Annotated in this window: 10 protein-coding genes; 7 read left to right on the top strand and 3 right to left on the bottom strand. The window is 72.3% G+C overall.

All coding sequences use genetic code 11. The features are described from left to right. Window positions 1-3 precede the first annotated feature (3 nt). From ABZ951_RS15005 to ABZ951_RS14990, 4 genes are all read left to right on the top strand, one after another. Entirely contained in the window at window positions 4-3,180 is a 3,177-nt protein-coding gene (locus ABZ951_RS15005; protein ID WP_361279978.1) for a DUF4157 domain-containing protein, read from the top strand. A gap of 146 nt (window positions 3,181-3,326) precedes the next feature. Continuing rightward, the gene (locus tag ABZ951_RS15000; RefSeq protein ID WP_344095841.1) at window positions 3,327-4,946 is read left to right on the top strand and encodes a M48 family metalloprotease; all 1,620 of its coding nucleotides are present in this window, start codon (window positions 3,327-3,329) and stop codon (window positions 4,944-4,946) included. A gap of 46 nt (window positions 4,947-4,992) precedes the next feature. Further along, window positions 4,993-6,057, top strand: a complete 1,065-nt coding sequence (locus ABZ951_RS14995; protein ID WP_344095839.1) for a DUF4034 domain-containing protein — start codon at window positions 4,993-4,995, stop codon at window positions 6,055-6,057. A 183-nt stretch (window positions 6,058-6,240) separates the two neighbouring features. Beyond that, on the top strand, window positions 6,241-6,591 hold the full coding sequence (locus tag ABZ951_RS14990) for a darcynin family protein (protein ID WP_344095837.1): 351 nt from the start codon (window positions 6,241-6,243) through the stop codon (window positions 6,589-6,591). A gap of 40 nt (window positions 6,592-6,631) precedes the next feature. Here ABZ951_RS14990 and ABZ951_RS14985 read toward each other — a convergent pair whose 3' ends face one another. Beyond that, window positions 6,632-7,600: a helix-turn-helix transcriptional regulator gene (locus ABZ951_RS14985; RefSeq protein ID WP_344095835.1), complete on the bottom strand. Its 969-nt coding sequence runs from the start codon at window positions 7,598-7,600 to the stop codon at window positions 6,632-6,634. Window positions 7,601-7,847: 247 nt separating this feature from the next. Here ABZ951_RS14985 and ABZ951_RS14980 point away from each other — a divergent pair, with 247 nt between their 5' ends. Both ABZ951_RS14980 and ABZ951_RS14975 read left to right on the top strand, forming a co-directional pair. Continuing rightward, window positions 7,848-8,324: a carboxymuconolactone decarboxylase family protein gene (locus ABZ951_RS14980; protein ID WP_344095833.1), complete on the top strand. Its 477-nt coding sequence runs from the start codon at window positions 7,848-7,850 to the stop codon at window positions 8,322-8,324. A gap of 140 nt (window positions 8,325-8,464) precedes the next feature. Further along, window positions 8,465-9,388: an RNA polymerase sigma-70 factor gene (locus ABZ951_RS14975; RefSeq protein ID WP_344095832.1), complete on the top strand. Its 924-nt coding sequence runs from the start codon at window positions 8,465-8,467 to the stop codon at window positions 9,386-9,388. A gap of 69 nt (window positions 9,389-9,457) precedes the next feature. Here the strand turns inward: ABZ951_RS14975 and ABZ951_RS14970 are convergent, their stop codons facing one another. Both ABZ951_RS14970 and ABZ951_RS14965 read right to left on the bottom strand, forming a co-directional pair. Then, window positions 9,458-10,123, bottom strand: a complete 666-nt coding sequence (locus ABZ951_RS14970) for a class I SAM-dependent methyltransferase (protein WP_344095830.1) — start codon at window positions 10,121-10,123, stop codon at window positions 9,458-9,460. Between the two features lie 163 nt (window positions 10,124-10,286). After that, window positions 10,287-11,795 (bottom strand): FUSC family protein, encoded by a 1,509-nt coding sequence (locus ABZ951_RS14965; protein WP_344095828.1) that lies wholly within the window; start codon window positions 11,793-11,795, stop codon window positions 10,287-10,289. A gap of 331 nt (window positions 11,796-12,126) precedes the next feature. Between ABZ951_RS14965 and ABZ951_RS14960 the strand changes: the two genes are divergently transcribed. Continuing rightward, window positions 12,127-14,166, top strand: a complete 2,040-nt coding sequence (locus tag ABZ951_RS14960; protein WP_344095826.1) for an APC family permease — start codon at window positions 12,127-12,129, stop codon at window positions 14,164-14,166. Window positions 14,167-14,182: the final 16 nt, after the last annotated feature.

Genomic DNA, 14,182 nt, shown 5'->3' with positions numbered 1-14,182 from the left:
CTGATGGGTGACGCGCCCGACGCCGAGCGCAAGGCCGATGCGGCCGCGCCCGCCGAGCGGGCCCGCCGGGCGCCCGATCCGGGCCCCGGCGCGGCGCCGGAGCCCCCGGCCGCCCGGCACGCCGGGCTGGGCCGGCGGGCGGTGCAGGCGAAGTCGGCCGGCGGCCCCCGGGACGACCCGCTGGAACAGGAAGCGGACCGGCTGGGCGCGGCCTTCGGCAGGGAGGCGCCGGGGACCGCCGGCGCGGGGGAGCCCGGCCCTCTCGACGCCTCGTCCCGCCGGGTCGGCGAACGGCTGCTGGGCGCCGACTTCCGGGGGGTACGCGTCCACGTCGACCCGGCGGCGGCGCGCGCGGCCGGCGCGGCCGCGTTCACGCTGGGCGAGCACATCGTCATGGGGGAAGCCGGGGCATCGCCGGGGCTGCTGGGCCACGAGCTCGCCCACGTTGCCCAGCAACAGGTGCTCGGACCGCGCCTCCAACGCGGCGAGGACCCTCCGCCGCAGGCGTCCTTTCCCACCGCGGCACAGGTGCTGACCGAGGACGGCAAGTCGTTCCGCCCCGAGTACCAGAAGCTCCAAGAGGCGTACCACCACTACTTCAAGACGTCTTCCGCCCCGGCGCCCCCGGAACGGTGGTTCCGACTGGCCCGCGGATCCAACCGCAAGCTGTTGCTCACCGTGCTCGGCCCGAATCTGGGCAAGGAGATCGAGCCGAAGAGCCCGGGGGAGGCGGACGTTCTCCGGCTGGGCGAACTCCAACGGCCGGCGAGCTATGACCCGGAGGACTTCGCACGGGACGTGGATTTCCTCAGCCGATATCCCGAGGAACTGGAGGAGAGGCTTTCCCGTATCCCGGAGGAACAGCTGGCAGGCGGAGAAGTGTCCATCGGGTATCTCCGTATCGCCGTGGGAAACGTCGGTGAGATCCTCGCGCGGCCGGTCATGGAAGCCAAACTCCGGATGTGGCAACAGCAAGGGCACCCCCGAGCAAAGCTGTTCCTCGGCGTCCGGGCCAAGAGAGTCGTCGGCTCGGCGGGTGGCAAACCTCAGCACGGCGCCTCGGAATTGTTCCGTGACGGAATGATCGGGGAGCTGATCGGCAGCGGCCTCCAGGTGTGGGAAGTATTCGAGGTGAAGGCGGGCAAGCGTGGCGGGCAGGAGGGAACGGAGCAGATCCACCGGCAGATCGAGAAGTATCTCGAGGACGGGCATGTGACCGTGCTGCGGGACGGACGTTCCTTCACTTATGCACCGGAGGGCGTCGGCCGGACCGTGACGGGTCTCGCGTCGGCGCATCACACGATCATCACGGCGCGAGGTGTCTCCCAGTTGGGCGGCGGCGGTGCGATGGGAGTCGGGGCATCTGTGGAACGGATCGACATGCCGTGGACACCAGAGCAACTGCGCTATCTTGCCGCCTTTACGCTGCAGTCGCTCGCCGTCCGGGCGGAACTGCACAAGCTCAAAGACGGGACCCGCACAGTGTATGAACTCAAGTCCACCGCGGACTTCATCACACCGGACCGGGTGCGCAAGATTCTTACGGAGCACAACGGGCTCGCAGCCACATCGGAGCGCCTGTACCGCCTGACGGAGACCAACGGGCAACTGCTCGTCAGCGAGCAGCCGGTGGTGTCGCTGGCGTTCGTCTTCCCGAAAGGGACGGCGCCGGTGCCGCCGCCACCTCAGCTGCTGCCGGGCCCGGCTCCGGCCGGACTGCTGGGCCCCGCGCAACCCTCCGAGCCCGCGCCGGCACCGCAGCTCGCACCGGCACCGCAGCCCGCACCGGCTCAGGGGCCACCGTCGCTGCCCCCTCCCTCGGCCCTCCCCCGGCTGCGGTCGGCAGCGGAGCTCCAGCGCGGTTCGGTGCCCTTCGCAGGGGGCGGTGTGCCCTACATCACCGGTCTGGGTACAAGCGAATTCCTGGTCATCGACGAGATCGTGCGTGACGCCCAGGGCCGGCCCGTGACGGGGTACCAGGACGGGGAGATCTGGATCCGGATCATCCGCCCGGGTGGTGAACCACTGCCGGAGATCGATCCCGCGACCGGCTCACCCGCACCGGTCCGGCGGATCCTCACTCCCGAAGGCCCGGCGCTGGCGCAGATGACCCCGTACGAACAGCCTCCCGCGGTGGCCCTCCGACCGGCCGCGCGTGCGTTCGCCGGGGCCCTGGGGGTCATCACAGTCGCGAACGAGCTGCTCGCGCCGTTCGGTGCGGCGCTCACCGCCCAGCAGAAGCGTATCGAGCAGGTGCAGAGGCAGATCCGCTTCTACATCGAGTTCGGGGCCGATCCACGCTGGGAAATGCGCGACGAGAAGACTGGGCAACGGGTCCCGTGGAGCGAGCCGGAGACCGGTTTGGTATTCGGCCACAAAGAACCGCACATCGTCAGCATCGACATCGAAGCACTGCGTCGGCACCTTCCCTCGCTCATCCCCGACATCCAGAGCCTGGTGCTCTTCCTGGAGACCGCCAGGCAGCTGAACACGATCGACCACGTTGGCGCCCGGTACTTCATGAGAGAGCATGACATCACCGATACCGTCGAGCAGATTCGCGCCACCACCTTGCGCGGCGTCGATGAGCAGATGCGCAAGCAGGCTGCCGAAAAAGGCGGCAACATCTTCCGGCTGCGCTCCAAGGACGTGACCATCTACCGGTATTCGGGGAAGGTGCCCGTGGTCCGCTCCGGTGAAATGTTCGACGCCAATTCCTGGGTGCGGGAGGTGGGGCCGAGCTACCGTTCACGCCTCTGGGGTTACGACCGCGTCAAGGTGGAGCCCGCCAATGCCGCGGCAGCCCAGGCCGCACGCAATGCCGTGTACCAGCTGCAGGAGGACATCGATACGGTGTACCGCGAGGTGGTCGCAGCCAACCGGCGAGTTCTCCAGCGCGAACCCGAAAAGAAGGAGAGCGAGAGGGTGGAACGTTTCGTGGCTGACGAGTTCACCCCGAGCGATGAGAAGTCGACGCCACTCGGGATCACGCGATACATGCGCGACCCGAAGAATCCTGAGATGTTCACCGTGGCCCTGGGTGAGCTGCGCCAGTTCTGGGTCGAGCGCTCGGACCTGGAGCCCGTCTCCGCCGAGGCCGTCGCCGCCTACGCCCGAGGGCCCGCGGTGGCACCGCCCCCGAGCAGCTACTTTCAGCGCCCGGTCCTGCCTCCGGAGTAGCGGCCGCGCCCGCTCGTCACGGCCGCACCCGGTCCGTCCGGTCTCGGGAGACCGTTCACCTTCCGGCGAAAATGATCCAGTCCATGCACGATTCGCACATATGATCCTCCCACTCATATTCTTCTTCATGCGGGGGACTCTGCTCTGTGAGCGCATCTCCGCGCGCGCTGCGCGCGTTGGTTCTGTTGGCCGGCTTCTATCTCGTCGCTCTCGTCGTGCTCGGCGTCCTCCTCGGAGCCGACGTCGCGGCCTGGGTCTGGGCGCCGGCCCCGGTCGCCGTCAAGGTGACCGTCTTCTCCGCCCTGCTCGGATACCCGGTCCTGCGGGGCGCCTTCGCGCTGGGCGCGAGCACCGGGGGCGACAAGGAAGCACTGCCGGTCACCGAGGCCGACCAGCCCGAACTGTGGGCGGCCGTACGCTCGTTGGCTGAACGTTCGGGGACCCGGCCGCCCGACGAGATCCTCCTCACCGGGGAGGTGAACGCCGCGGTCTCCGAGGACGCCCGACTGCTCGGCCTGCTGCCCGGACGCCGTCGCCTGTACCTCGGCGTGCCGCTGCTGACGGGTCTGAACGAGCCGCAGCTGCACTCGGTGATCGCCCACGAGCTGGGCCACTACGGCAACGCCGACACCCGCCTTGCGGGCATCACGCGGCGCGGCCGTGACTGCGTCCTGCGGACCGTCGCGGCCTTCCAGGAGCAGGAGCGCAAGCGGATCGGCAAGGAGGCGTCCCGGCAGGAGAAGGCGGACGCCAAGCGGCTGCGCAAGGGCAAGCAGGCGAGGGGAGTGGACACCGGGCGCACCGGGCTCCGGTACCGGCTGATGGCCAAGCCGTTCCAGGCGTACGCGCTCTTCTACCTGCGGGCCAGCAGTGGCGTGGGCCGGCAGCAGGAGCTCGCCGCCGACCGGATGGCGGTCCGGGTCGCGGGCCGGGACGCCACGGCCTCGGCGCTGCGGGAGATCGCCGCGCTCGACGCCGCCCACGACTTCTACCAGAGCCGGTACGCCCTGCTGGGCGTCGAGGCGGGCCTCCTCCCGCCGCGCGGCGAGGTCTTCGGCGGTCTGCGCCACCTGCTCGCGGACCCCCGGCGCCGGTCCGACCTGGCGGAGCTGCGGGGCGAACTGCCGGCGGACGAGCCGTCCCCCTACGACTCGCACCCCCCGGTGGCCGAGCGGGTGCGGCTGATCGAGGCGCAGCCCGACGACGGCCGTGGGGCGGATCCGGTGCGGCCCGCGCTGGCGCTGCTGCGCGACACCGAGCAGGTGCTGGCCCAGTTGGAGGACGTCCTCCTCACGCCGGAGGCACTGGCCATGGGGCGGGCGGAATGGCCGGAACTGGCACATAGGGGAATGCACGCGCTGGCGACATCCGCCGCCGGTCCGCTGCGGACGGCCCTGGCCGCCGCGGGGGTCGCCCCGGGCAGCGCCGCGGACGACCTCACCGCCCTGCTGGACTCCGCCGACGCGGGACAACTGTGGTCGGTCGCGGGGCACCTGCCCAAGTCGTCGGAGGCGGCACAGGCGACGGGCAGGGCGGCAAGGGAATTCCTGCGGCCGGCGCTGGAGACCGGGACATACCGGCTGGCGGAACTGGCGCTGGTGGAGAAGGGGGCGTACTGGGAGCTCTCCTGGTCGGAGCAGGTGCGGCTACGGCTGCCGGGGACCGCGCACCCCGGTGAGACGGACGAGGCGCTGACCGCCGCCGTACGCGCGGCCACCGCGGACGCCCCGGACACCGCGCCACTGCGCGCGCTCCTCGCCCACTGAGCTCCGCACACTACTGAACTCACGACCGATCGGACCGTAGAAAACCATGTCCGGGATCCTCCCGCTCATCATTGTCGTCGTCATGCTCTGCTTCTGGCTGCGGTCCAAGAGGCGCGCCAAGGGCGCGGCGAGACTCGCCGCCGAAATCGGCGCGGACCTGCTGCCGCCGGAGCGCCAGAACACGAACCGGGCGTACGCCGACCCGGAGGCGGAAGCCGTGCTGAAGGCCCTCTCCCGGGGCGATTGGCTGCCCGCCGCCCAGGCCCTCACCGCCGCGGGCACCGACTGGGAACGCCGCTCGTACCTCGTCGGTGTCATCGCGGGGCGGGCGGCCGACGACGACACCTGGCTGCGGGCCTGGCAGGCCGCGCGCCCCGACGATCCGGACGCGGCCGTGGTCCACGCGGACGCGAAGGTGTCGGTGGCCTGGGAGATCCGCGGCGGGGGCTGGGCCAAGGACACCTCGGCCGAGCGGTTCGCCGGCTTCCACCGGGTGCTGAAGGAGGCCAGGGAGGACTTCGCCCGGGCCGTGTCCCTGGCCGACCCCGGCGACCCGACCCCGTACCTCCTGCAGATCCCGCTGTACATGGGCCTGAGCGCCCCGCACGAGGCGATGCACGAGCTGTGGGGCCAGGTCACCGCCCGCGCCCCGTACCACTACGAGGCCCATTGGCGCGCGCTCCAGTACTGGAGCGCGAAGTGGCGCGGCTCCGAGGAGATCGCCCGCAACTTCGCCGCGCAGGCCGCGGCGACGGCCCCGCGCGGCAGCCTGCTGACGATGTTCCCGCTGGTCAGCTGGTACGAACACAACGACGATGAGGCCCCCGACGAGGCATACGGCTGGCCGGAGATGAGGGCGCTGACCGAGGCCGCCCTGGCGGATGTCGCCGCGGCGCGGCCGGACCACCCCAGGGTCGCGGAGGTCCGGCATCTGCTGGCCTACTGCCTGACCAAGCAGGGCAGCCACGAGGCCGCGCTGGAGCAGTTCCGGCTGGTGGACGGCTATGTGGAGGCCCTTCCGTGGCGCTACTACGACAGCCCGGCCGAGGTCTACTGCGCCGTCAGGGACGTAGCGCTCCGGGGCGCGGCGGCGTCGCGGCTCGCCGGCTGAGTCACCCCGGGAGCCGGGTCCCCCTCCGAGGGGGACCCGGCTCCCGGGGTGTGAAGGTGCCGCCGGTGTCGTGAAGACGCCACGTCTGTGGCGTCTTCCCGGCGCTCCTTTCCCGCCCCCGGGCCGCCCTCGTCGGGCACTCTTTCGTTCTGCCTGGTTCCCAGCCGCTTGAAAGAGGCCGTCGTGCGCTACACCGTCATCCTCAGCTACGCCTTCACCCCTGCCTGGCTCGGCCTCTCCCGGGGCGAACGCAACGCCATGGAAGAGCGGTACATCCAGCCGGTGTTCGCGAAGTACGCCGACCGGGTCGCCGCCCGCTTCTTCGACGCCGAGGCGTTCCACGCGCAGCACACGGACTTCGCCCTGCTGGAGACCGAGGACCTGGAGGCGTACTACCACCTCGTCGAAGAACTCCGGGACACCCCGCTGATCAGCGGCCGGTACCTCGCCTTCACCGACGTCCGGATCGGCGTCGAGGGCGGCTACCGCGCCTTTGAGGAGCTCACCGGGGCCGGCCGGGAGGCCCGGCCGTGACCGCTGCCCGCACCGGTGTCCGCACCGGTGCGGGCAGCCCTTACAGCCAGCCGAGCTCCTTCGCCCGCACCGCCGCCTGGAACCGGCTGTTCGCGCCCGTCCGGGCCATCACCTGGGCCACGTACCGCTGGAACGTCCGCAGCGAGACGCCCAGTTCACGGGCGGCCACCTCGTCCTTGTCGACCCGCGAGAGCACGTCCAGCACCTGCTTGTCGAGCTCGGACAGCGGGTGCTCCCCGCCGGGACCACCCTCCAGCGTCGCGATGTCGGCCGCCGACTCCCACGTGCGCTCGAAGAGATCCACGAGGCCGGTCACCAGACCGGGCTGGCGCACCACCACCGCGCCCCGCCGCGTCTCACCCGGGTCGAGCGGCACGACCGCCTGACTCCGGTCGTAGACGATCGTCCGCTGCACCGGCTCCCCGACGCAGCGCACCTGCGCCCCGGCCGACACCAGCTCATCGACGTACGCCCGGGTCAGGGCGTCCCGCAGCGCCTCCCGCACGACCACCATCCGGAACGTCAGCCCCCGGCGCAGACACCGCAGGTCCAGCGGGCGGGCGGCCTCGATGTTCCGGCCCTTCCACGGCGCGCTGGGGTGGATGGCCAGCACCTCCCGGTGCGCGAAGAAGGCCAGCTCGTCCAGCCGGGCCCACACTTCGCGCCCGCCGAGGACCTGCTCGATGTCGGCCGCCGCCACCCGCGTCCCCCGCTGGAACTCCCGCCCCAGCTCCGAGACCGCCGACCGCGCGGCATCCACGTCCCGCATCCGCGCCCGCAGCCCGGAGAGCGTGTCCTCGATGAGCCGCTCGACGCCGATGGCCGGGTCGACGGCGACGACGCTTCCGTCATCCCGGACACGGACCAGACCGAGCGCGACCAGCCGGCGGACGGACGACTTCACGCCCTCCTGGCTCATGGCCGCCACCGGGCCGCTCTCCCCGATGAGGCCCTGCTCGTTCCGGAGCAGGAACCGGTAGACCCGCTCTTCCTCTTCAGTGACTCCCAAACAGCTCAGGAGCACGCCATCCCCCATAACCCGCCATTTCCGAGATCAAAACCGGAGCCGATCCTCGCATGTGGCGAGGACATCGACGCACTCTGCCGCTCAGCGGCCGGGCCCGACGGGTGAACCGGGGGCCCGCCGACCCGGCCGCCGCCGGGAGACCCACGTCACATACCGCCATGTCACAGGGCGGCGGGCTGCCTCGTCTCAAGGGATGTAGCAGCCACTGACGACCACCAAGGAGCACACCATGGACGCGCGACTGGACCTCTTCGCCGACCCGATCGCCGGCAAGATCCTCAAGCACTTCCTGGCGATCGGCAAGGCCATGCAGGAATCGCCGCTGCCCGCCGCGACGCAGGAGCTGGTGGCGCTGCGCGTCAGCCAGATCAACGGCTGCGCCGTCTGCATCGACATGCACACCAAGGAGGCCACCGCCGCCGGCGAGACCCCGGTGCGGCTGCACCTGGTCGCGGCGTGGCGGGAGGCCACCGTCTTCACCGAGGCCGAGCGTGCCGCGCTGGAGCTCGCGGAGCAGGGGACACGGATCGCGGACGGGGCCGGCGGGGTCAGCGACGAGGCGTGGGCGAACGCTGCCGAGCACTTCGACGGGGAGCAGCTCACCGCCCTGGTGATGACGATCTCCGTCATGAACACGATGAACCGGCTGAACGTCATCACCCAGCAGCCGGCCGGCAACTACGAGGCCGGGCAGTTCCCGCACTGAACCGCGGCGGCAACCGGCCCGGGGGCCCGCGCCCGAGGGCGTTGATCCGGCCCGCCGGCGAGCGAGATGATCATCGGCGGGCCGCCCGCGCCGGCGAGTGCGGCCAGGTGAAGAAGGCTTTTCAGGGGGAGGAACCAGGCATGAGCAAGGTCGAGGAGTTCGAGGAGCTGCGGCCGCTGCTGTTCTCGATCGCCTATCGGATTCTGGGCAGCGTGGGTGAGGCCGAGGACGCGGTGCAGGAGACATGGCTGCGCTTCGACGGCTCGGCGACCCGGCCCACGTCGACCAAGGCGTTCCTGTCGGCCGCGGTGACCCGGATATCGATCGACGTGCTGCGCTCCGCACGGGTGCGCCGCGAGGAGTACGTGGGCCCGTGGTTTCCCGAGCCGCTGCTCAGTGACCCGTACCAGGACCCGGCGCGGTCGGTGGAGCTGGCCGACTCGGTGTCGATGGCGGCCTTGCTGCTGCTGGAGCGGCTCAGCCCGCTGGAGCGGGCGGTCTTCCTGCTGCGGGAGGTGTTCGGCTTCGGGTTCGACGAGGTCGCCTCGGCGGTGGGGCGTTCGGAGGCGGCCTGCCGGCAGCTGCTGGTGCGGGCGCGGCGGCACATGCAGGACGGGCGGCCGCGGTTCGCGGCGGACCGCCAGGAGCGGCAGGAGCTGGCGACGCGGTTCTTCGACGCCCTGAAGAACGGCGACGTGAGCGGGCTGCAGAGCCTGCTCGCCGCCGACGTGCAACTGGTCGGGGACAGCGGCGGCAAGGCCCCGCAGCTGGCCAGGACCGTCGTGGGCGCGGAGAACGCGGCCCGCCTGCTGGGCGCGTTCTACCCCCGGCTGCTCCGGATCGACGTGACGTGCGAGCCGCACGAGGTCAACGGCCAGCCCGGCGCGATCTTCCGCGACCGGGACGGCAAGGTGCTCCAGACCCTGGTCCTCGACGTGCTCGACGGGCGGATCCAGACCATCCGCGGCATCAGCAACCCCGACAAGCTCGACCACATCGGGCCGGTGGCCGACGCCTGGGCCCTCCACCACGAGCTGAAGCAGGTGCGCCGGCAGCCGAACTGACGCCGGGGCGGGCGCCGGCCGGCACGATCACCGCCCGGCTCGGCGGCACCGGCAAGGCGCCCGCGGGCGTCAGGCGCCGGCGGTGTCGTGAGGTTTGCGGGCCAGCAGGTACGCCTGCGGGGTCGACTCCACGTCCTCGACCGGCTCGCGCACCATGCGCGCCTGCATGGTCAGTCCGGCCCGGCGCAGCAGTTCGGCGATGTGGTCGGGCTGTCGCCGGCGAAAGTCGAGGGACACCGGATGCCCGAAGGGCTGCTCCAGGCGCAGGGGCTCGTCACCGACCTGGAAGGCGAGCAGGAGGTGGCCGCCGGGGGCCAGCACCCGGTGGAACTCGGCGACGGCCTCCGGTAGCCGCTCCTCGGGGAGGTGGATGATCGAGTACCAGGCGACGACCCCGCCGAGGGTGCCGTCGGGAAGGTCCAGGTCCAGGAGCGAGCCCTCGTCGAACCGGACGGCCGGGTGGGCCTCCCGGGCCAGCGCGACCATCCGCGGGGACAGGTCGATGCCGAAGACCGGCAGCCCCAGATCGTGCAGGTGCGCCGTCACCTTGCCGGGCCCGCACCCGAGATCGGCCACCGGCCCGGCCCCCTCGGCCCGCACGAGGTCCGCGAAAGCGGCGAGCATCCCACGGTCCAGGGGACTGGCCGCCAGCAGATCGCGGAAGTGGTCGGCGTAATCGGTGGCCACAGCGTCGTAGAACGTCCGGGTGGTGTGCAGGAAGTCGGAGTCGATCATGACCCGGCACCCTACCCGTGGGCGGCGCCGGGCGGGAGGCGAGGCCCCCAGCACGTGGGCGCTGCTGTCAGCCCCGGACCCCGCCCCCGTCATGCCCGCACCTCACGGCCTGGCGGGGAGAGCATTACCTGCCGCCGTGCCGGTGCGGGCGCGCCCCCACCGGTCAGGCTCCGACCAGCGGCGAGCGCCGGGAGCTGCGCAGCGGTACGGCCAGGTCGGCCAGCGCCCTCTCCAGGCCGTGCAGGTGGGCGAGCGCGGGCTCGGTCAGCGGGTGCTCGGCGGCGGCCGTCGCCGCGCCCTGCGCCTCGCGCGCCTTCCCCGGCGTGGTGAGCGCCTCCACGGCGGCCTCCACGCGCCAGCAGGCGGCGGCCAGGCGGTCGTCGTGGGAGGCCACCGGGTCCGCGGCGATGGCCGCCAGCCCCCGCACCTCGCGGGCGCAGTCGTCCAGGAGCGCCAGCACCCGGCGGGCCTTCTCCTTGCGGGCGCGCAGCGGGCTCAGCGGGTGCACCAGCGGCGCCAGCGAGAGCCGCACCCTGCCGAGCAGCAGCTCCAGCTCGGCGACGCGCGGACCGGGGTCGGCACTCTCCGAGCCGGCCAGGCGCGCGGCCGCCTCGGTGGCGCAGGCGTGCACGCAGCGCAGCGCGCGCCGGATCCACGCGTCGGTGGCGGCGTGCGTGGTCACGGGCAGGAGGACGAGGACGGCCAGGGAGGCACCCACCGCCCCGACGCCGGTCTGGGCCAGGCGGAGGGCGAGCAGCTCCGCGTCCAGGACGCCCAGCAGCCCGTAGAGCAGGCCGGCCATCACCGTCACGGCGAACATCATCCAGGTGTAGGAGACGGCGGCCGTGTAGAAGATCGCGAAGACGCACGCCGCGATGAGGACCGCGGTGGGCAGGGCGGCCCCGTGCAGCGGGATCGCCACGAGCATCCCCGTGCCGATGCCGAGGACCGTGCCGACGACCCGGCGGAAGCCCCGGACGAGGGTCTCACCGCGCGAGGCGGTGTTGACGAAGATCCACCAGGCCGTGCCGACCGCCCAGTACCAGCGCTCGTCCGAGACCGCCTGGCCGACGGCGAGCGCCAGCCCGCAGGCGAACGTGGCCTGGAACGCCTGCCGGGTGGTGACGCGCGCCAGACCGCGGGCGGCCAGCGGGGGCGGCCCGGCGGGCGGCGGGGTGCGCCGCTCGATGCACCAGAGCCCGAACCGGACGAGACCGGCCGCGGCCAGGGACATGATCACGGCCGCGTACAGGAGCGGCAGCTGCGCGGGGACGGCGTGCAGGAACTGCGTCGCGAAGAACATCATGAAGCCGAAGATGCCGAGCGCGTTCCCGCGCGGGCCCCAGCGCCGGGCGTAGACGCCGGCCAGGACGACGGCGAGGAACACCGCGTCCCGCACCAGCGGCTGCCCGTGCAGCGCCGCCGCCAGCGCCAGGACCGGGAAGCCGACGACCGGCAGCAGGGCGGTGGTGACCACCTGACGGGACACGGTCGGGTCGGCGACCGTGAACAGCGCGAGCAGCGCCGCGAGCCCACCGGTGATGGAGGCGGCCAGCGGGAGTCCGGACAGTCCTACGACGGTGACCGCGAAGCCCACGCCGACGACGGCACGGGCGGCGGTCCGCAGCCTGACCCGACCCGGATCCGGTGCCACGAACGCCCTCTTCAGCACTGCATCCCGCCCCTTCAGTGGTCCGACATGAAAAAGGCGCCGCGGAGATCCGCAGCGCCATCGACACCCTCATCACACCACCCCTTCGACTGATGGCTCAAGAGAGGCCGAAAATACTGTGCCAATGGCCCACTCAAACCCGCCCGGCCCGGGCCGGAAAGAGGCCAATGGCCGCACCACCCCGCTCTCGACGCTCCCACCGCCCGGCCGGAGCGGTCACCCGCCCCGGCGTACGCCATCGGAGTCCCCGATCACGCGCACCCGCGCCCATCCGGCGCTCCCGGCGTTGCGTACCCGTAGGCACACCCCGGGGGGTGCCTACGCTCGACCGGTGCTCCCCGTCACCGAGCTCCTCAAGCGGCTGGCCGTCGGCCGGGCCCTGCGCAGCGAAGAGCTGCACGGGACGCTGCTGCCCAAGCGCCTCGCCCTGCCGATCTTCGCCTCGGACCCGCTGTCCTCGGTCGCCTACGCCACGCAGGAGATCCTGCTGGTGCTCACCCTCGGCGGGCTGGCCTACCTGCACTTCACCCCGTGGATCGCCGCCGCCGTCGTCGCCCTGATGGCCGTGGTGGTGCTCTCGTACCGGCAGGTGGTGCACGCCTACCCCAGCGGCGGCGGCTCGTACGAGGTCGTCCGGACGAACCTCGGCCCCTCGGCCGGACTGGTGGTCGCCGCCTCCCTGCTCGTCGACTACGTGATGACCGTGGCGGTGTCGGTCGCCTCCGGCGTGGACAACATCATCTCGGCGCTGCCGGGGCTGGCCGCGTACCGGGTGCCGATGGCCGTCGGCTTCGTGGTCCTGCTGACCGGGGTGAACCTGCGGGGCACCCGGGAGTCCGGCCGGGCGTTCGCCGCCCCGACCTACCTCTTCATCACCGGCGTGCTGATCATGGTGGGCACCGGGCTGCTCCGCTCCCTGCTCGGCGACGCGCCCCGGGCCGAGAGCGCCGCGTACGGCGTCGAGGCCGCGCCCGCCGACACCGGCCTCACGGGCTTCGCCCTGGTCATGCTGTGCCTGCGCGCCTTCTCCAGCGGCTGTACGGCGCTGACGGGGGTGGAGGCGATCTCCAACGGCGTGCCGGCCTTCCGCAAGCCGAAGCCGAGGAACGCCGCGACGACGATGGCCGTCATGGGCGCGGTCGCCGTGGTGATGTTCGCCGGGGTCACCACGCTCGCGCTGGTGGCCGAGGTGCACATCGCGGCGGACCCCTGCCGGCTCACCGGGCTGAGCGGCGACTGCTCCGCGCACACCCAGCGCACCGTCATCGCCCAGCTGGCCTCCGCCGTCTTCGGCGGCGACACCAGCTTCGGCTTCTACTTCGTCCAGGCGGCCACCGCCCTGGTGCTGGTCCTGGCCGCGAACACCGCCTTCAACGGCTTCCCGCTGCTCGCCTCGATCCTCGCGCAGCACCGCTACCTGCCGCGCCAGCTGCACACCCGGGGCGACCGGCTCGCCTTCTCCAACGGCATCCTCGCCCTGGCCCTCGCCGCCGGCCTGTTGCTGTGGTTCTTCAAGGCGAACGTCACCAGCCTCATCCACCTCTACATCCTGGGCGTCTTCACCTCCTTCACCCTCTCCCAGACGGGCATGGTCCGGCACTGGAACCGCGTCCTGCGCACCGAGACCGACCCGGCGGCGCGCCGCCACGGCCGCGGGGCCCGGGTCCTGGGCGGGCTCGGCGCCGTCGTCACCGGCCTGGTCCTGGTGATCGTGCTGGTCACCAAGTTCACCGAGGGCGCCTGGCTGGCGGTGCTGGCGGCGATCGTCCTGTGGACGACGATGCGGGCCGTCCGGCGCTACTACGACGCCGTCGCCGCCGAACTGGCGGTCACCGACCCCCGCTCCGACCTCATGCCCCCGAGCGACGTGCGGACCGTCGTCCTGGTTTCCACGGTCCACAGACCGACGCTGCGGGCTCTCGCCTACGCCCGCGCCTTCGCCCCCTGCGGCCTGGAGGCCCTCACCGTCGCCGTCGACCGGGACGCGGCCGCGGAACTGGAGAGGCAGTGGGCGGACCTCGACCTCGACGTACCGCTGACGGTCCTGGACCCGCCCTACCGCGAGATCACCCGCCCGGTGGTGGCCTACGTCCGCGGTATCCGGAACGCCGGTCCCCGGGGGGCGGTCGCCGTCGTCATCCCCGAGTACGTCGTGGGCCACTGGTGGCAACAACTGCTGCACAACCAGACCGCGCTGTGGCTGAAGAGCCGCCTGCTGTTCACCCCGGGCGTCATGGTGATGAGCGTCCCCTGGCAGCTCAGCTCCTCCGCCCGCGCCCGCCGCCCGGTCCCGCGCGCCCCGGGCGCCGTCCGCCGCGGCGAACCACCGCAGCCCGCCCCCGACCCCGTCGGACACCGCCCGCCCGCCTGACCCCCGCTCCAGGTCA

It is taken from the genome of Streptomyces sp. NPDC046215, from assembly GCF_040646215.1.
GTDB classification, from domain to species: domain Bacteria; phylum Actinomycetota; class Actinomycetes; order Streptomycetales; family Streptomycetaceae; genus Streptomyces; species Streptomyces stramineus.
This window is presented reverse-complemented; position numbering and strand designations above follow the sequence as displayed.

Bases quoted from the DNA above. Each gene is read 5' to 3' on its own strand.
- ABZ951_RS15005 (WP_361279978.1), top strand. From the start codon at position 4: ATGGGTGACGCGCCCGACGCCGAGCGCAAGGCCGATGCGGCCGCGCCC.
- ABZ951_RS14995 (WP_344095839.1), top strand. From the start codon at position 4,993: ATGTCCGGGATCCTCCCGCTCATCATTGTCGTCGTCATGCTCTGCTTC.
- ABZ951_RS14980 (WP_344095833.1), top strand. From the start codon at position 7,848: ATGGACGCGCGACTGGACCTCTTCGCCGACCCGATCGCCGGCAAGATC.
- ABZ951_RS14975 (WP_344095832.1), top strand. From the start codon at position 8,465: ATGAGCAAGGTCGAGGAGTTCGAGGAGCTGCGGCCGCTGCTGTTCTCG.
- ABZ951_RS14970 (WP_344095830.1), bottom strand. From the start codon at position 10,123: ATGATCGACTCCGACTTCCTGCACACCACCCGGACGTTCTACGACGCT.